The sequence below is a fragment of the Bradyrhizobium manausense genome (assembly GCF_001440035.1).
Lineage (GTDB): Bacteria > Pseudomonadota > Alphaproteobacteria > Rhizobiales > Xanthobacteraceae > Bradyrhizobium > Bradyrhizobium manausense.
Genome location: NZ_LJYG01000094.1, coordinates 20,991 through 37,666 on the forward strand (window position 1 = coordinate 20,991; position 16,676 = coordinate 37,666).

Consider the following 16,676-nt stretch of genomic DNA (forward strand, 5'->3'; position numbering starts at 1 on the left):
CCCTTAGCCGCTGCCGGCGATCCGGCAGCCGACGGCGAGACGGACGCGACGGCCAGAGCAAGACCGGTGGACGCGGCCAGTACAGTGCTGCGGCCATTTCTCGATTTCACCGACCTGTCACTCATCTTCGCGTCCTCTGCTCTCGCCAAAAAAGGCGATCTGGAAACACGGTATAATGCGCAAGGCACTGCAATGGTTTCGTGATCGCGGCAATCTGCCACGCTTTGACCGATAGTACCGCCCCTAGGCCCTGTAGCTCCAGTACCTCCGCACCGCATCGCCCGCGGCCTGGAGGTCAAAACGCTGGTCGGGCGCGAGTTGCTGCACGATCAAACTGAACATGTCGTTCAGGATCGAGCGCTTCTCGCCGAAATAGGAATGGCGCAGGCCGACCAGGCTGGTATCGACCAGCGAGGCATCGATGGTGTCGACGCCGTCGACGATCGTCAGCGCTTCGCCGGCCTCGCCCGCCCTGGGATAGCCGTGCACGAATTTCGAGGCCAGCAGCGCCACGTCGCGCGACGAGGCATAAAGCGTGACGCGCGCCGCGCAGCCTTTGAATTTTGCCGCGAGCTGGACGAAACGGTCACGGTCGATGTCAGGCGCGGCAAAGACGATCTGACCGAGCTTTGCGGCATCGGCCGGCAACCGCCAGGACGTCACGCCCTCGAGCGTGTTGATCACGGCGCGGTTGCCCATGCTGTGAGCGATGACGTGGACCTTGCCGGCTCCGATCTCGCCGAGCGCGAGCTGGAGAAACGCCTCGAAATGATCGCGCGACCAGTCGATCGTGCTCTCATCCACGGTATACTTCCTGGTGTCCGCCGCCGACGCCCAGCTGTACAGCAGCGTCCTGCCGGCGAATTTCAGATCCACGGCAAGCTGCCCGGCGCGCCGCACAGCGTCTTCAAATGTGACGTTGTAACCATGTACGAAGATCAGGACGTCGTGCAAATCCGCCGCCGCAAGCGAATCCTTCAGGGTGTTGACGAAGGCGTCCCTGCCCAGCGCGCCCACCGACTTGAGGATGACGTGCTTTTCCGGATTGGCCGAGAATTCGAGGTGCCACCAGCTCGGGCTGGTGAGCTCGCCGAGGTCGCGGCCACGCGTGGGCACGCTGACCTCGGCGATCCCGAATGACGGCGTCCCGCGCGCAGGGCCAAAATAGCGCGCCGGCGTGTCGTCGCCGCGGGCGCGGTCGGTGCCGTAGAACACGGGGATGGTGACGATTCCGGTCGCCTCATCCGTGGTCGGCTCGACGATATCAGGGACGACCAGCGGCGAGACCCGGCCGCGGCGGGTCACGGTCTCGGTGGCGGGCGCGGGCGCCGCCATGTCTTCCATCACATGCGCGACGAGCTCCGTAGCGGGCGCCTCCGCGAGCAGCCGCACGAGCAGCAGGTCGAGCGACTGGCGAAGCCTGGCCGGATCCTCGCCGTTGCCGGCGCGACCCGCCAATTCCTGCAATTCGTCGGCGTAAGGGGGCCATTTGTCGGCAAGCAGATCCTTCAGCCGGGGCCCGAGTTCGAGCAAGGCAAGCAACAGGCGAAGCGTGTCCGACATCGCACGTCCCTCGTCGCTGGATGCGGCCGGGGGCCAGCCCCGCCGCCGGTCCCTAGCCTAGAGGTTGTGAACGATCTGGCAAGTCCGCCCGGCGTGCCGGCCTCGACTTGCCAGCCTCAACTTGCCAGCCTCAACTTGCCTTGGCGCGATCAGGACAATGCACCCAGCACGCCGCGCGTGGCCTTGTCGATCTCCTCGACATAGCGGCGGCGGGCGGTGGTCTCGGTCAGGAAGCCGACCACCTTGCGGCTGTCGGTGGAATCGACCACCGCCAGCATTTCGGCCTCGGCCTCGTCGAACACCGCCATGGCCGACTTCACGTTCATTTCCGGGATCAGCACGATCTCGGTCAGCCGCGCAAGCTCGATGATCTGGATGTCGTCGGCGATGGTGTCGAGGTCGCTGAAGAACAAATCGGGCAGCAGGACCAGGCCGACATATTCGTCGGCGTTGTTGACGACGACGACGCCCGGGCGCGATCCCAGCGGAAATTCGCTGCGGGTCGCGGCGATGGTGGTGCTCGAGGGCACCTTGGCGACGTCGGAGCGCATCAGACGCTCGACGGTGAGGTTGCGCAGCCAGCCGACGTCATTGGCGCTGCGGATGGTCTCGCCGCGCAGATGCAGGCGCCAGGTCGAGAAGGAGTGGCCGAACATGAAGCGGACGCAGATCGAGGTGACGATGCAGCCGGCCAGCACCACGGCGGTGACGTCGACATTGCGGGTCATCTCGAGCACAAGGAACGACATGGTCAGCGGACCGCCGACGATGGCAACGCCCAGCGTCGCCATGCCCGTCAGCATCGCCACCAGCGGATCGATCGCGAAGTTCGGGCTGATCAAGAGCAGCACCGCGGCGAAGAATTTTCCGATCAGGCTGCCGACGAACAGCGAGGCGAAGAACAGACCGCCGCGGAAGCCCGAGGCCAGCGAGATCAGGCAGGCCGTCACCTTCAGCCCGATGATGATCGCGACCAGGCCGATCGTCATGTCGTGAAAGAGGTCGAGCACCATGGCGCCGTGGCCGGCCGCCAGCACCTGCGGCGTGACCAGGGCGAAGCTGCCGACGATGAGGCCGCCGAACACCGGGCGCAGCCAGACCGGCAGCCATTTGAACAGCCGCTCGAACATCGGCGAGGAGCGCATCACGGCAATGCCGACGCCGCTGGTGATGAGTGCGAGCCCGATCAACGCCAGATATTGCTCGACGCCGACGGCGCTGACCTTCGGTATTTCGATGGAGTACGGCGCGCCGCCGAGCCATTGCGCAGTGAGCGCGCCGGCGAGCGAGGCCGCCAGGATCGGCGCGGCGCTGCCGACCGAATAGACGCCGACGATCAGCTCGCAGGCGTAGAACGCGCCGGTGATCGGCGCGCCGAAGGCCGCGGCGATCGCAGCGGCGGCGCCGCAGCCGACCATCAGGCGAAGATCGTTACGGCGGAGATTGAAGAATTTGCCGAACAGGGAGGCGATGCCCGAGCCGATCTGGGTGTAGCCGGCCTCGAGGCCCACAGAGGCGCCACAGCCGTTCGAGATCAGCGTCTGGCTCGACACCACCACGCTGTCGCGCATCGACAGATTGCCGCCGCGCAGCGCGTTGGCCTCGATCGGGTCGACCGCGCTCGAGATCTTCAGCCGCCGCCGCCACCATTCCATGATGCCGAGGATGAGGCCGCCGAGCGCCGGCGCGATCATCGCCGCCCACGGATTGATATAGGCGTTGGCGGAGAGGCGTACGTCGATCGGAATGCCGTAGATCACAACATGGGCGATCTGCGCGATCACGGCCATCAGGGTCACGATCGCACCGGCCAGCGTGCCGATGACGAGCGCGAGCGGGATCAGGTAGAATTCGTTGCTGCGCAACAGCGCGCGCAGCCGGACCATCGTGCGGTTGGTCCCCTTGCCGTCGACGAAATATCTGATCCGCGCGAACACCGCTTGCGAGCCCTACCCTTCCGACAGGCCGTAGCCGGCCATGCGCTGACGGACCCGCTCGATCTCGGCGCTCGAGAGCAGCGGCGGTTTACCGATCTGGAGGCAGCCGTGATATTGCCGCGCCAGCGTCTCGACCTCGACGGCGAGCCACATCGCCTTGTCGAGCGTCTGGCCGATCGCGATCATGCCGTGATGGTCCAGCAGGCAGGCGAGCCGCCCCTCCAGGGCGCGCACGGCGTGCTTGGACAATTCCACCGTCCCGAAAGTGGCATAGGGCGCGCAGCGGATGCTGTCGCCCCCGGCCGCCGCGATCATGTAGTGCACCGGCGGGATCTCCATGCCCATGATCGCCAGGATGGTGCAATAGGTCGGATGGGCGTGCACGACGGCGTTGACCTCAGTGCGCGCTTTCAGGATGTCCAGATGGAAGCGCCACTCGCTGGACGGCTTCTGGCTAGGTGCATGCGAGCCGTCCATCGCCATGAAGACGATCTGGTCCGGCGTCATGGTGTCATAGGGCAGGCTGGTGGGCGTGATCAGGAGCCCCTCGCCATGCCGCACGCTGATATTGCCTGAGGTGCCCTGGTTGATGCCGAGCGCATTCATGCGGCGGCAGGCGTCGATGATGGCCTGTCTCTTTGCGAGTTCGTCCGCTGTCATCGACATCCCGACTTCATCTCGACCTTCTTGACGATTTTCTTGGTGATCTTCTTGGCGATGGTCTCTTGTTAGACCCGAAGTACGTCAAAGCAATATGGCAGTGCAAGCGAAAGCGGCCCTTGTCAGGCGCCGGATTGCCGACGCGCCCGCGCGGGTCATGAATTTATTGTAAAATCAACAGATTAACAGTTCGTCGCGGGGCTGAGACAGGCCGGCCCGGACAGCCGCAATGTCGTTGATCACGAATTGCACCGAATAGGCCACCAGCAGCATGCCGAGCACCGGCGAGAGCACCGCATTTCCGGTGCGCCCGAGCCTGCGCGCGCAGCAGCGTCACGAAGGCGGACAGGGCGAAGTCGAGCATGGCTTGGCGTCCCGGGTGGGGATCGACGGCCAGCCCTAGCGGCTCGCGCAGGCCTTCGCGAGGAACATTTGCCTGCCCCGGCTCTTGATCGCGAGAGGATTGAGGAAGGACGAGCCTTCCCATGTCGCCTCATGAGGAGGACCTATGGCGAAGAAAGCAAAGAAACGTGCACCCGCGAAAAAGGCCGCATCGCGCCGCCCGCGTCGGGTGCCCAAGATGCTGAGCGACCTTTTCCTGGAAACGCTGAAAGACATCTATTACGCGGAGAACAAGATCATCAAGACGCTGCCGAAGATGGCCAAGGCCGCGCATTCGAAGGACCTTGCGGCCGCCTTCAACAAGCACCTGCGGGAGACGCAGGGCCAGGTCAAACGGCTGGAGCAGATCTTCGGGATGCTGGACAAGCCCGCGCGCGGCAAGCCGTGCGAGGCGATCAACGGCATCACCGATGAGGGCGCCGAGATCATGAAGGACTTCAAGAACGCCCCTGCCCTCGACGCCGGCCTGCTTGCCGCGGCGCAGGCCGTCGAGCACTACGAGATCTCCCGATACGGCACACTTCGCACCTGGGCCGAGGAGCTCGGCATGCCCGAGGCGGCAAGGCTGCTGCAGGATACGCTCGACGAGGAAGAGGCGACCGACCACACCCTGACCGAGCTCGCCACGTCGGTCATCAACCTCGAAGCGGAGGCCGAATACCGCGAAGCCGCCTGATCTCGACCACCCGCCCAATTGTTGCCTCCGGCGCCGCGGAACATCTTTCGCGGCGCCGATGCGCCTGAGCGAAGGGCCTGGCGCAAGGGCTTGCCGCAAGAGCCTGCGCAAGAGCCTGCTCCCGTTCGAGAGGCAGGCATGCCGCCAACGCGCGATGCTGGAATTTGCGGGAACCATCACCATATCCCCGTTTTCCCAACCGCAGAGCCTTCTTCCGAGTTTTGCCATGCAACCCAAGAATCCCTTTGACTGGATGCTGTCCGAGGCCCTCGACCAGCTGACCCGCGGCGAACGCATGCGGCAGCAGTTCGGCCGTCAGGACGCCTGCTGGGAGCCGCCGATCGACGTGCTCGAGACCGAGCATGAGCTTCTGATCCTGGTCGCGCTCCCCGGCGTCAATCCGGACAATGTCGAGACGGTCATCCATGACGGGGTGCTGGTCATTTCGGGCCAGCGCACGCTGCCGCCGGAACTTCGCAACGCCCGCATCCACCGGCTCGAGCTGCCGCAGGGACGCTTTGAGCGCCGCATTGCATTGCCCCTTGGCCGCTACGCCATCAGCCGCTTCGTGATGGACGGCTGCGTCGCGCTGCGCCTCGCCAAATCCTGAGGTCGATCATGGCCACCGAACAGATGAATACCGCACAGACCAATCCTGACGTGAAGATCCCCGACGACGCCCTGATCATCATCCCCGTCCGCGAGATGGTGCTGTTCCCCGGCGCCATCGCGCCGATCGCGATCGCGCGGCCGAAATCCATCGCCGCCGCCCAGCAGGCGCTGCGCGAGCAGCGGCCGGTCGGCATCGTGCTGCAGCGCAGCCCCGAGATCGACGAGCCCGGCCCCGATGATCTCTACAAGGTCGCGACCATCGCCAACATCGTGCGCTACATCACCGCACCCGACGGCACACATCACATCGTCTGCCAGGGCGTGCAGCGCGCGCGTATCCTCGACTTCCTGCCGGGGACGCCGTTCCTGGCTGCGCGTTTCCAGCAGATCCCCGAGCCGACCACGACCTCACCCGAGATCGAGGCAAGGGCGCTGAACCTGCAGCGCCAGGCCATCGAGGCGATCGAGCTGCTGCCGCAGGCCCCGCCCGAGCTGGTCGCGATGTTCCAGGGCACCAGTGCGCCCGGCGCGCTGGCGGACCTGGCGACGTCGTTCATGGACATCAAGCCACAGGACAAGCAGGAGGTGCTGGAGACCATCGACCTCTCCTTGCGCGTCGAGAAGGTGTCGAAGCACCTGGCCGAACGGCTGGAGGTGCTGCGCATCTCCAACGAAATCGGCCAGAAGACCCGCGCCTCGTTCGACGAGCGGCAGCGCGAGGCGATCCTGCGCGAGCAGATGGCGACGATTCAGCGGCAACTGGGCGAAGGCGACGGCAAGGCCGCCGAAGTCGCCGAGCTGACGGCTGCGATTGCCAAGGCGCACATGCCGCCGGAGGCGGAGGCGCATGCCAAGAAGGAGCTGCGCCGCTACGAGCGCATGCCCGAGGCGGCCGGTGAAGCCGGCATGGTGCGCACCTACCTCGACTGGCTGATCGAGCTGCCCTGGGCGCTGCCCGCGGAGAAGCCGATCGACATCAAGGAAGCACGTCGTATCCTGGATTCGGATCACTATGGCCTGGAGAAGATCAAGAGCCGGATCATCGAATATCTGGCGGTGCGCAAGCTCGCGCCGCAGGGCAAGGCGCCGATCCTCTGCTTCGTCGGCCCGCCTGGCGTCGGCAAGACCTCGCTCGGCCAGTCCATCGCCCGCGCGATGGATCGTCCCTTCGTGCGCGTCAGCCTGGGCGGCGTGCATGACGAGGCCGAGATCCGCGGCCACCGGCGCACCTATATCGGCGCGTTGCCGGGCAACATCATCCAGGGCATCAAGAAGGCGGGCGCCCGCAACTGCGTCATGATGCTGGACGAGATCGACAAGATGGGCCGTGGCGTGCAGGGCGACCCCTCCGCCGCGATGCTGGAGGTGCTCGACCCCGAGCAGAACGGAACGTTCCGGGACAATTATCTGGGCGTGCCCTTCGACCTGTCGCGTGTCGTCTTCATCGCGACCGCCAACATGCTGGACCAGATTCCGGGTCCGCTGCTGGACCGCATGGAGCTGATCAGCCTCGCCGGTTACACCGAGGACGAGAAGCTGGAAATCGCGCGGCGCTATCTGGTGCGGCGGCAGCTGGAGGCCAACGGCCTCTCACCCGACCAGGCCGAGATCGAGCCGGAGGCCTTGAAGCTGATCGTCAAGGGTTACACGCGCGAGGCCGGCGTGCGTAACCTCGAGCGCGAGATCGGCAAGGTGTTCCGCCATGCGGCGGTGCAGATTGCCGAAGGCACGACCGCAAAGGTCGTGGTCACGGCAAAGGACATCGCGGCCATACTGGGCCAGCCGCGCTTCGAGGGCGAGATCGCACTGCGCACCAGCGTTCCGGGCGTGGCCACCGGCCTGGCCTGGACGCCTGTCGGCGGCGACATCCTGTTCATCGAGGCCACGCGGGTGCCCGGCAAGGGCGCGATGATCCTGACCGGCCAGCTCGGCGAAGTCATGCGCGAGAGCGTGCAGGCTGCGCTGACGCTGGTGAAGAGCAGAGCCAGCCAGCTCGGCATCGATCCCTCGGTGTTCGAGAAGAGCGACATCCACGTTCACGTGCCCGCGGGGGCAACCCCGAAGGACGGACCGAGCGCGGGCGTTGCGATGTTCACGGCCCTGACGTCGCTGCTCACCAACCGCACGGTGCGGAGCGACACGGCCATGACCGGCGAGATCTCGCTGCGCGGCCTGGTGCTGCCGGTCGGCGGGATCAAGGAGAAGGTGGTGGCTGCGGCCGCGGCCGGCTTGAAGCGGGTGATGCTGCCGGCGCGCAACAAGCGAGATTACGACGACATCCCGAAGAGCGCGCGGGACAATCTCGAATTCATCTGGCTGGAACGTGTCGACGAGGCCATCGCCGCCGCGCTCGAGCCGGCGGAAGTCGGCGCGAAGGTCGAAGCGGCGGAGTGAATGCGATGAAGAAACTGCTGGAAGACGCGAAGCGATCGCGGACAACGCAGAAGCTGCGCCAGCTGCTGGGTCGGGCCATCGACCGGGTGCGCGATGCGCTCGCAGGACCGGAGCCGCGGCTTCAGCCGATCCCGGTCCGGGTGAAGCGCCGCAAGGGTTGAGCCCTCCGTCTCAGGCCCTCGCGGCTGCCCCAAGTCAAAAGGCCCCCTTATCGAGGGGGCCTTTGCGTTATCAGGCCACGGCGTCCTTGGCCGCCTTGACCGGGCGGGCGCGGACGATCTTCCGGGCCGGCTTGGCCTTGAACATCATCTCTTCGCCCGTGAACGGGTTGGTGCCCTTGCGCGCCTTGGTCGCGGGCTTCTTGATGACCACGAACTTGGCGAAGCCCGGCACCAGGAACAGGCCGTTCTTCTTGAGCTCCTTGTGGCCGACGTCGGTCAGCGTCTCCATGACGCTCTTGACGTCGCGCTTGGAAAGCTCAGTGGCGGTCGCAATCTTTTCGATCAACTGCGATTTGGACATTTGGGCTGGCATCGTGTCTCCTCTGATTCGTTGCCGGTTGCATATTAGACCAACCGGCGAAGGCCTATAGCCTTCTGCACAGTTTTGTCGCGGTTTTACGGGCTTTTTTGGCCCCCTGAGACAAAAAACCCTGCATTTTAGCGGCTTCCAGAGCGGATGGCGCCTCGCGCAGCGGTTTTTGCCTTGTTTCAAAGGCCCGCAAGCTGCCTTGCTAAAGCTGATTCGATGCTTTCGACAAGCGACGACCGGCCTCTTTGTGAGAGGAGAAGCACGATTCACCCTGAAAAATAAGGCTTGATCGTCGCCCTGCGACGTTTTTCCCTGCTTTTTACGGGGCCGCGGCGCGCTAGACGCGCTCGATGATGATGGCCGGCGCCATGCCGCCGGCCGCGCACATGGTGACGAGACCGCGCTTGAGGTCGCGCCGTTCGAGTTCGTCGAGCACGGTGCCGATCAGAATCGATCCGGTCGCGCCGATGGGATGACCGAGCGCGATCGAGCCGCCATTGACATTGACCTTGGCGCGGTCGAGCTTGAGATCCCTGATATATTTTTCGGTCACCACCGCAAAGGCCTCGTTGATCTCGAACAGGTCGATGTCGTCGATGGTGAGTCCGGCCTTCGCCAGCACCTTCTTCGTCGCCGGCACCGGCGCGTTCAGCATCAAGGTCGGGGAGTCCCCCATATTGGCCATCGCCACCACGCGAGCGCGGGCTTTAAGGCCGTGCGCTCTAGCGTAAGACGGCGATGCGAGCAGGATCGCGGCGGCGCCGTCAACAACGCCAGACGAGTTACCGGCATGGTGCACGAAGTTGATGTCGAGATCAGGATATTTTTGCAGGATCAGGCCGCGATAGGTCGTGCCCTTGTCGTCCAGCGCATAGTCGGCGATCGCGGGGAACGCCGGCTTCAGGGCAGCCAGCCCTTCCATCGTCGTCCGCGGCCGCGGATATTCTTCATGGTCGAGCGCGAGGCTGCCGTCCTCGCGATGCACGGGCACGAGGCTCTTCTTGAAATGGTCGCCGGCAATCGCCTGCGCGGCGCGCTTCTGGCTTTCGAGGCCAAGCGCGTCGACGTCCTGCCGGGTGATGCCTTCCAGCGTCGCGATCGCGTCGGCGCAGACGCCCTGATGCGACTGCGGATGCCTGGCGCGAAGCCGCAGATTGCCGGAGTCCATCATCATCGGACCGCCGCCGCGGCGCCCCTCCATCGACATCATCTCGCAGCCGCCGGCGATGACGAGATCTTCCGCGCCCGCCATGATCGAGCTCGCCGCCATGTTGACGCTGGTGATGCCGGAACCGCAGAAGCGATCCAGCGTCACGGCGCTGGCCCGCACGTCATAACCGGCATCCAGGGCCGACATGCGGCCGAGATCGCCGCTTTGCGTTGCCACCTGCGCGCTGCAGCCCCAGACGATGTCGTCGACATCGGCGGTGTTGATCCCGGTGCGATCGGCCAGCGCGCGCAGCACGGTGGCACCTAATTGCTGCGGATGAATGCCTGAGAGAGCTCCCTTGCCGGCCTTGCCGACGCCGCGCGGGGTGCGGCAGGCATCGATGATCAGCGCGTCGGTCATGGACGTTGTCCTCTTGTTATGCGTGTTGAGGACGGTTTTGAATCAGGGGGGAGGCGGAGTCAATGAGAGGCGGCTATGTCCCCTCGCCGGCATTCCGCAGCGCGGTTAGTGCACAAAGGTCTCCGCACGTCATGGCCGGGNCCATCCACGCCTTGCAACGCGGCACAAAGAACGTGAATGCCCGGGACAAGCCCGGGCATGACGACCTTCTGCATGAATGATGAGATCACACCCCCGCCGCGTTCCTCGCGATCACGTTGCGGTAGAAGCTCGCGCTGAGTTTTGGCGTTCGCACCTGGGTGTCGAAATTGACGTGGTAGAGCCCGAAGCGCTTGTTGAGGCCGAACACCCATTCAAAATTGTCGAGCAGGCTCCAGAGGAAATAACCACGCACCGGCACGCCTTCCGCGGTGGCACGCTGAAGCTGGGCTAGATAGTTGCGCAAGTACATGATGCGGTCGGTGTCGTAGATCTTGCCGTCGGGCGTGACCTGATCCTCGCCGGAGGCACCGTTCTCGGTGATATAGATCGCATCGGTCTTCCAGATCTTTGCCGCGAGCTTCGGCACCCAGTAGATCGTCTCGGGGCCGACGCGGAGCCAATCCGAATTCATGTGCGGAAAGGATTTCGGGATCGGCAGCGGCATGAAGCCCGCGCCCTGGTCGGAGGCCACGATATAATGCTGCGGCGCGTAGATGTTGAGGCCGAGGAAGTCGACCGGTGAGCCGATGACCTTCAACTCCGCGTCGGTGTATTTCGGCGCATCGGCGCCTGCATATTTCAGGAACGCGTCGGTGTAACGGCCCGTCATGATGACGTTGAGATAGCCGGCGTTCAACTCACGCAGTGCGATCTCGGTGGCGCGGACGTTCTCGGGCGTGTCGATCGCGGGAATGCAGGCATCGATGTTCTCGGCAGGTCCGACGCGCGTGCCGCGGCGGCCATGGGCGCGCACCGCCTGCACGGCGAGACCATGCGCGAGTGCGCTGTTGTGCCTGATCTGGTTCACGTCGGCCTGCGGCAGCGTCAGGCCGGGCGCATCGATGCCGATGCCGTAGCCGAAATAGACGAAGCGGCCGCTCTCGTTCAGCGTGAACACGTTCCTGACGCGATCGGTCAGATGCTCGGCGACATAGGCCGAATAGTCGCCGAAGATCTTGCAGGTCTCGGTCGACCGCCAGCCGCCAAAGCGATCCTGCAATGATTGCGGCAGGTCCCAGTGATAAAGCGTCAGCCACGGCTCGATGCCGTTCTTCAGGAGTTCGTCGATCAGGCGATTGTAGAAGTCGAGTCCCCTGGGGTTCGGCTTGCCGTCGCCATCAGGAAACACCCGTGGCCAGGCCACCGAGAAGCGATAGGCCTTGCAGCCGAGCTCCTTGATCAGTGCGATGTCGTCCTTGTAGCGATGATAATGCTCAACGGCGCGATCGCCATTGGTGCCGTCCTCGATCTTGCCGGGGATGCGGACGAACTTGTCCCAGATCGAGCCCCCTCGCCCGTCCTCCTCGACCGCACCCTCGACCTGATAGGACGAGGTCGCCGTACCCCAGAGGAAGCCCGGCGGAAAACTACTCCCGCTGCGCGGCGCCGCTGCCGGCTTGGCCTCGACCATCGCAAGGGGACTTGCGATTGCTGCTGCGGAGAGTCCCGCGACTTTCGCGAACTGGCGACGCGAGACCTTGTCCGACATTGATGCTGCCCCGAAAAGATTGATGCGGCGGCACCATGCCGGGGTGCAGGCGGTTTGAGAAGCGCCGGCGCCGAGATTTGTGGATGCGGAACTGCGCTGTCCCGACCCGCGATATCAAAGCAGGCGCGATGGCTTCCGCGCTCAGGGCGAGCGCCTCGGCAGCTTTGGCAGCCTGGCGGGATTGAACGCCGGGACCTCCTCGGTCCGTTCGGGCGCGGCCGGCTGTTCCGCCAGAATGAGCGTTCCCTGGAGGACGACTCCCCTCGCCTGCGCGGCCGTCGCCGTGTAGGTCGCGATCTTGCCGGGGCACGTGCCCTCGATGTCCAGCGTAAGTTCATCATAGACGCCGAACACCGTGTCACGTCCTTCGGTGTGACGCTTCGTCGACACGGTCGCGGTGAAACGATCGCCATCGATTTGCAGGGAGCCGTGATACGTCATCAGGCTGTCGCGGCCCCAGATCTGGCCATCGGCGACATGGACAATGCCGGTGCCCTGGTCGAATGGCGTCTTGTACCACGCCGCGTAGGTCCCGTCCCTCAGCATGGGCCGTCTCCCCTCGTCTCGCTACGCCAATTCATCCGCACGATCAGCGCTAAAGCCCGGTTAATGAGCCGGCCCGTACGAATCCGGTCCCTCTGGCCTCAAGTTCCCTGGACATGTTCAGGAGGATGAACGCCGGAGAGGCGAACTTCGAGGGGACTTCGCGCGAATAACGCCCGCTGTTGCACGCTCGACGTGCTTTTGCTACGGTTGAGGTACGCGCCTCATTTCACCTCATGGGCCGGCTGGTGACCCCGCCCCTGCCGCAAAGTTGCGGATTGGCGGCCGACCTGTGCGTCCAATGAGGGGGATGAGGCATGTGCCCGGTTCGGGCTGAAGCAGAGTTGGCCTTCATGAAGGGCCGACCGCCAAAGGGGAGGATGATAATGAAGCGTCTCTTGCTCGCAGGTGTATCCGTCGCGTTCGCGATGTCTCTGGGTCTCGGCTCGGTCGATGCGGCCGACAAGAAGGTTCTGGCCTTCGTCGTCAACGGCGCGTCCGACTTCTGGAAGATCGCGGAAGCCGGCGTGAAGAAGGCCCAGGGCGAGCTGCCCAACTACAATCTTCAGCTCAAATATCCGGAACAGGCCGCCGCGGCCGTCCAGCAGCGCATGATGGACGACCTCGTCGCCGCCGGTGCCGCCGGCATCATGGTCAGCGCGGTCGATCCGAAGAACCAGGTCGAGCATCTCAACAAGATCGCTTCGCAGACGCTGCTGTTCACCACCGACAGCGACGCGCCGAACTCGAAGCGCATCGCCTATATCGGCTCGTCCAACGTCGACCTCGGCAAGGACGCCGGCAAGCTGATGCTGAAGGCGCTGCCGAACGGCGGCAAGTGCGTCGGCTTCGTCGGCCTGCCCGGCGCCGACAACGCCCGCGAGCGCATCGAGGGCGTCAAGGAGACCATCAAGGGCTCCAAGGTCGAGCTGGTCGACGTTCGCGGCGACGAGATCGATCAGACCCGCGCCAAACGTAACGTCGAGGACATCCTCGCCGCCATGCCCGACGTGAGCTGCCTGGTCGGCTTCTATTCCTACAACACCCCGCGCATTTATGAGGTGCTGAAGGAGGCCGGCAAGCTCGGCAAGATCCAGATCATCGGCTTCGACGAGGATCCGATCACGCTGGGCGGCGTCAAGGAAGGCGCCATCGCCGGCACCGTCGTGCAGCAGCCGTTCGAGTGGGGCTACCAAGGCATGAAGCTGATGGCGAAGTACATCGAGGGCGACAAGTCCGGCGTACCCGCGGGCGGCATCATCATCGTGCCCGGCAAGGTCATCGACAAGAGCAATGTCGACGACTTCATGGCCTCGATGAAGGCGATGCTCAAGAAGTAGGAGACGCGCGGGCGTTGCCCGCAGCCTTCAATGACTGAGCCGTTTCTCGAACTCGTCGACATCAGCAAGAGCTATCCCGGCGTGGTCGCACTCGACCACGTCGGCCTTGCCGTGTCGCCGGGCGAGGTGATCGCGCTGATCGGCGAGAACGGCGCCGGCAAGTCGACCTTGATGAAGGTGCTCGGCGGCGTGGTCGAGCCGAGNGCCGCATCCGCGTCGACGGCGTCGAGCGCAGCGCGCTGGCGGTGGCCGAGGCGATCGCCGCGGGCATTGCCTTCGTGCATCAGGAGCTCAACCTGTTCGACAATCTCGACGTTGCCGGCAACGTGTTCATCGGCCGCGAGCCCGTGCATGGCGGGCCGCTGCGGCTGATCGACCGCAAGGCGCTCTACGCCAGGACGCAGCCGCTGCTCGACCGCCTCGGGGCCGATTTCGCGCCGGACGCGCCGCTCGCCGAGCTATCGCTGGCCCAGCGCCAGCTCGTCGAGATCATGAAGGCGCTGTCGCTCGATGCGCGCCTTGTGATCATGGACGAGCCGACATCGAGCCTGACCCTTTCCGAGACCGACCGCCTGATGCGGGTCATCGCGGCCCTGAAGGCGCACTTTCAGCATCATCTTCATCACCCATCGCCTCAACGAGGTGATGCAATGCGCCGACCGCGCGGTGGTGTTGCGCGACGGACGCATGGTCGGCGCGCTGACCCGTGCCGAGCTGTCGCCGGCCGCGATGATCCGCCTGATGATCGGGCGCGACCTCAAATCGCTCTATGTGCCGCCGGCCGCCCCGCCCGGCGAAGCCGTGCTCGACATCGTCGAGGCCGTGACCGACACCTATCCGGAGCGCACGGTGAGCCTTTCGGTTCGCCGCGGCGAGATTTTGGGGCTGGCCGGCCTCGTCGGCTCCGGCCGGACCGAGCTGGCGCGCGCTATTTTCGGCGTCGATCCGCTCCGCCGCGGCGCGATCAAGCTGAACGGCGAAGCCATCCGCGTGACCAACCCGCGCGCGGCGATCGACCATGGCATCTACCTGATCCCGGAGGACCGCAAGGGCTGCGGGCTGCTGCTCGACGTGTCGATCGCCGAGAACATTTCGCTGCCGGATCTGGCGTCCTATCTGCGCTTCCTCCTGGTGAACACCGCGCAGGAGACCAAGAACGCGCGGATCCAGCGCGAGCAGCTCAAGATCCGTGCGCCTGATGTTGCAACCGCTGTCGGCTCGCTGTCCGGTGGCAATCAGCAGAAGGTCGTGCTGGCCAAATGGCTGTCGATGCGGCCCAAGGTGCTGATCTTCGACGAGCCGACGCGCGGCGTCGACGTCGGCGCCAAGCAGGAGATCTACGAGATGCTGCGCCGGCTGACCGACGCCGGCGTCGCCATCCTGATGATTTCGAGCGACATGGAAGAGGTGATCGGGGTCAGCGACCGGATCGCCGTCATGCACGAGGGCGCGATCTCGGGGTTCCTTGATCGCAGCCAGTTCAGCGAGCACAACGTGCTTCAATTGGCCGTCGGCCACGCGGTTTGAGATGAGGGTGCCTTGAACAAGAAAGATCTGAGCCTGCTGGTCCTGATCCTCGTCGTCGGCGCGGTGGTGGCCTTCATCAATCCGCGTTTCCTCTATGTTGGCAATCTCTCCAACACGCTGAACCAGGTCGGGATGTTCGGCATCTTCTCGATCGCGGAAGCCTTCGTCATCATCATCGGCGGGATCGAGCTCTCGGTCGGATCGGTGATCGCCCTGCTCGGCGTTCTCTTCATCGATCTCATCGTCAATCACGACGTCAACTGGATGCTCGCCGTTGCCGCGATCATCGCGAGCGGCCTCGTGATCGGCCTCGTGCACGGCGTGCTGGTGACGCGGATGCATATCCAGCCGTTCGTGGTGACGCTGTGCGGGCTTCTGATCTATCGCGGCGCGGCGCGCTATTACACCGAGGACGCGACCGCCGGCTTCGGTTTCGGCGCCAGCTTCCCGACGCTGGAATGGCTGACCGCGGGCCGCACCAATGTGCTCGGCTTTCCGGTCCCGCACAGCATCGTGGCGCTGATCGTCGTCGCTGTCGTTGCGTGGGTGCTGCTGCACCGCTCGGTGTTCGGCCGCTATCTCTATGCCGTCGGCAAGAACGAGGAGGCCGCGCGCTATTCGGGCATCCGCTCCGAGCGCGTGATGGTTTCGGCCTATGTCATCTGCGGCGGGCTGACCGCGTTCGCCGCGATCCTGTTCGCGATGTACACCCGCTCGATCTCGCCGGCCGTGCACGGCTCGTTCTACGAGCTCTATGCCATCGCCGCGGCCGTGCTCGGCGGCTGCTCCTTGCGCGGCGGCGAAGGCTCGATCGTCGGCGTCGTGCTCGGCACCGTGCTGCTGCAGGTGCTGCAGAACCTGGTCAATCTCCTGGGCATCCCGAGCTCGCTGAATTTCGCCGTGATGGGCGCGGTGATCCTGATCGGCGTGCTCGCCGACCAGTACCTGGTCCAGCGCCGGCAGCGCGTCAGCGCGGCCAAGGGCCGGACCCAGCCAAGCCTCACGGCGGCCCCGCTCGAGGGGTGACGGCGGCGTGAGCCGAAAACAACCCCATGCACAGTAGCCGGGGATAGCGAAATCAATGGCTTGATGCGCCATGCGATCGGGATGACCAATCATCGCGCATGAGCTCGTTGTTCGAGCACAACATTTCCGAAAAACAGAATACCGTTTGCTCCGTCGGGCAAAACAGGCGTATGCTGGCATCATCAGGGACTGCGGGTCCCGATCA

16 protein-coding genes and 1 pseudogene are annotated in these 16,676 nt (G+C 64.8%); 9 read left to right on the forward strand and 8 right to left on the reverse strand.

Translation table 11 applies throughout. The features are described 5' to 3' along the window. Nucleotides 1–243: 243 nt before the first annotated feature. The 3 genes from AOQ71_RS21750 to AOQ71_RS21760 all read right to left on the reverse strand — a co-directional run bounded on the left by AOQ71_RS21750 (nucleotide 244) and on the right by AOQ71_RS21760 (nucleotide 4,166). Nucleotides 244–1,563, reverse strand: a complete 1,320-nt coding sequence (locus tag AOQ71_RS21750; RefSeq protein WP_057750773.1) for an alpha/beta hydrolase — start codon at nucleotides 1,561–1,563, stop codon at nucleotides 244–246. 149 nt (nucleotides 1,564–1,712) lie between these two features. Further along, nucleotides 1,713–3,500: a chloride channel protein gene (locus AOQ71_RS21755; RefSeq protein ID WP_057750776.1), complete on the reverse strand. Its 1,788-nt coding sequence runs from the start codon at nucleotides 3,498–3,500 to the stop codon at nucleotides 1,713–1,715. Nucleotides 3,501–3,512: 12 nt separating this feature from the next. Beyond that, nucleotides 3,513–4,166 (reverse strand): L-fuculose-phosphate aldolase, encoded by a 654-nt coding sequence (locus AOQ71_RS21760; RefSeq protein WP_205668250.1) that lies wholly within the window; start codon nucleotides 4,164–4,166, stop codon nucleotides 3,513–3,515. A gap of 502 nt (nucleotides 4,167–4,668) precedes the next feature. Between AOQ71_RS21760 and AOQ71_RS21765 the strand changes: the two genes are divergently transcribed. The 4 genes from AOQ71_RS21765 (at nucleotide 4,669) to AOQ71_RS46355 (ending at nucleotide 8,405) form a co-directional block, all read left to right on the forward strand. Next, entirely contained in the window at nucleotides 4,669–5,238 is a 570-nt protein-coding gene (locus AOQ71_RS21765; RefSeq protein WP_057750779.1) for a YciE/YciF ferroxidase family protein, read from the forward strand. A 226-nt stretch (nucleotides 5,239–5,464) separates the two neighbouring features. Next, complete coding sequence (locus tag AOQ71_RS21770; RefSeq protein ID WP_057751381.1) at nucleotides 5,465–5,848, forward strand: Hsp20/alpha crystallin family protein; 384 nt, start codon at nucleotides 5,465–5,467, stop codon at nucleotides 5,846–5,848. 8 nt (nucleotides 5,849–5,856) lie between these two features. Beyond that, nucleotides 5,857–8,244 carry an endopeptidase La gene (lon, locus tag AOQ71_RS21775; protein ID WP_057750782.1) on the forward strand — a complete coding sequence of 796 codons (2,388 nt, stop codon included), beginning with the start codon at nucleotides 5,857–5,859 and terminating at the stop codon, nucleotides 8,242–8,244. A 5-nt stretch (nucleotides 8,245–8,249) separates the two neighbouring features. Further along, entirely contained in the window at nucleotides 8,250–8,405 is a 156-nt protein-coding gene (locus AOQ71_RS46355; protein ID WP_167353991.1) for a hypothetical protein, read from the forward strand. Nucleotides 8,406–8,475: 70 nt separating this feature from the next. Here the strand turns inward: AOQ71_RS46355 and AOQ71_RS21780 are convergent, their stop codons facing one another. The 4 genes from AOQ71_RS21780 to AOQ71_RS21795 all read right to left on the reverse strand — a co-directional run bounded on the left by AOQ71_RS21780 (nucleotide 8,476) and on the right by AOQ71_RS21795 (nucleotide 12,581). Then, nucleotides 8,476–8,778 (reverse strand): HU family DNA-binding protein, encoded by a 303-nt coding sequence (locus AOQ71_RS21780; protein WP_008139488.1) that lies wholly within the window; start codon nucleotides 8,776–8,778, stop codon nucleotides 8,476–8,478. A 334-nt stretch (nucleotides 8,779–9,112) separates the two neighbouring features. After that, nucleotides 9,113–10,345, reverse strand: a complete 1,233-nt coding sequence (locus AOQ71_RS21785; protein WP_057750785.1) for an acetyl-CoA C-acetyltransferase — start codon at nucleotides 10,343–10,345, stop codon at nucleotides 9,113–9,115. A 226-nt stretch (nucleotides 10,346–10,571) separates the two neighbouring features. Beyond that, nucleotides 10,572–12,035: a GH1 family beta-glucosidase gene (locus tag AOQ71_RS21790; protein WP_057750788.1), complete on the reverse strand. Its 1,464-nt coding sequence runs from the start codon at nucleotides 12,033–12,035 to the stop codon at nucleotides 10,572–10,574. A gap of 141 nt (nucleotides 12,036–12,176) precedes the next feature. Then, a complete protein-coding gene (locus AOQ71_RS21795; RefSeq protein WP_057750791.1) occupies nucleotides 12,177–12,581 on the reverse strand; it encodes a hypothetical protein in 405 nt (134 codons plus the stop codon). A gap of 383 nt (nucleotides 12,582–12,964) precedes the next feature. Here AOQ71_RS21795 and AOQ71_RS21800 point away from each other — a divergent pair, with 383 nt between their 5' ends. The 3 genes and pseudogenes from AOQ71_RS21800 to AOQ71_RS49975 all read left to right on the forward strand — a co-directional run. Then, entirely contained in the window at nucleotides 12,965–13,918 is a 954-nt protein-coding gene (locus tag AOQ71_RS21800) for a sugar-binding protein (protein WP_057750794.1), read from the forward strand. 30 nt (nucleotides 13,919–13,948) lie between these two features. Beyond that, a partial coding sequence (locus tag AOQ71_RS48295; RefSeq protein WP_245317079.1) for an ATP-binding cassette domain-containing protein occupies nucleotides 13,949–14,121 on the forward strand: 173 nt, incomplete at its 3' end. A gap of 1 nt (nucleotide 14,122) precedes the next feature. Next, a pseudogene (locus AOQ71_RS49975) lies at nucleotides 14,123–14,403 on the forward strand (D-xylose ABC transporter ATP-binding protein); the annotation flags it as partial. Here AOQ71_RS49975 and AOQ71_RS49980 read toward each other — a convergent pair. Then, nucleotides 14,377–14,541 carry a hypothetical protein gene (locus AOQ71_RS49980; RefSeq protein ID WP_347336707.1) on the reverse strand — a complete coding sequence of 55 codons (165 nt, stop codon included), beginning with the start codon at nucleotides 14,539–14,541 and terminating at the stop codon, nucleotides 14,377–14,379. The pseudogene AOQ71_RS49975 and the gene AOQ71_RS49980 overlap by 27 nt on opposite strands. 22 nt (nucleotides 14,542–14,563) lie before the next feature. On the opposite strand from AOQ71_RS49980, the gene AOQ71_RS21805 reads away from it, so the two are divergent. Both AOQ71_RS21805 and AOQ71_RS21810 read left to right on the forward strand, forming a co-directional pair. Then, nucleotides 14,564–15,445: an ATP-binding cassette domain-containing protein gene (locus tag AOQ71_RS21805; protein WP_347336708.1), complete on the forward strand. Its 882-nt coding sequence runs from the start codon at nucleotides 14,564–14,566 to the stop codon at nucleotides 15,443–15,445. A 12-nt stretch (nucleotides 15,446–15,457) separates the two neighbouring features. Then, entirely contained in the window at nucleotides 15,458–16,471 is a 1,014-nt protein-coding gene (locus tag AOQ71_RS21810; RefSeq protein WP_057750797.1) for an ABC transporter permease, read from the forward strand. Nucleotides 16,472–16,676 lie beyond the last annotated feature (205 nt).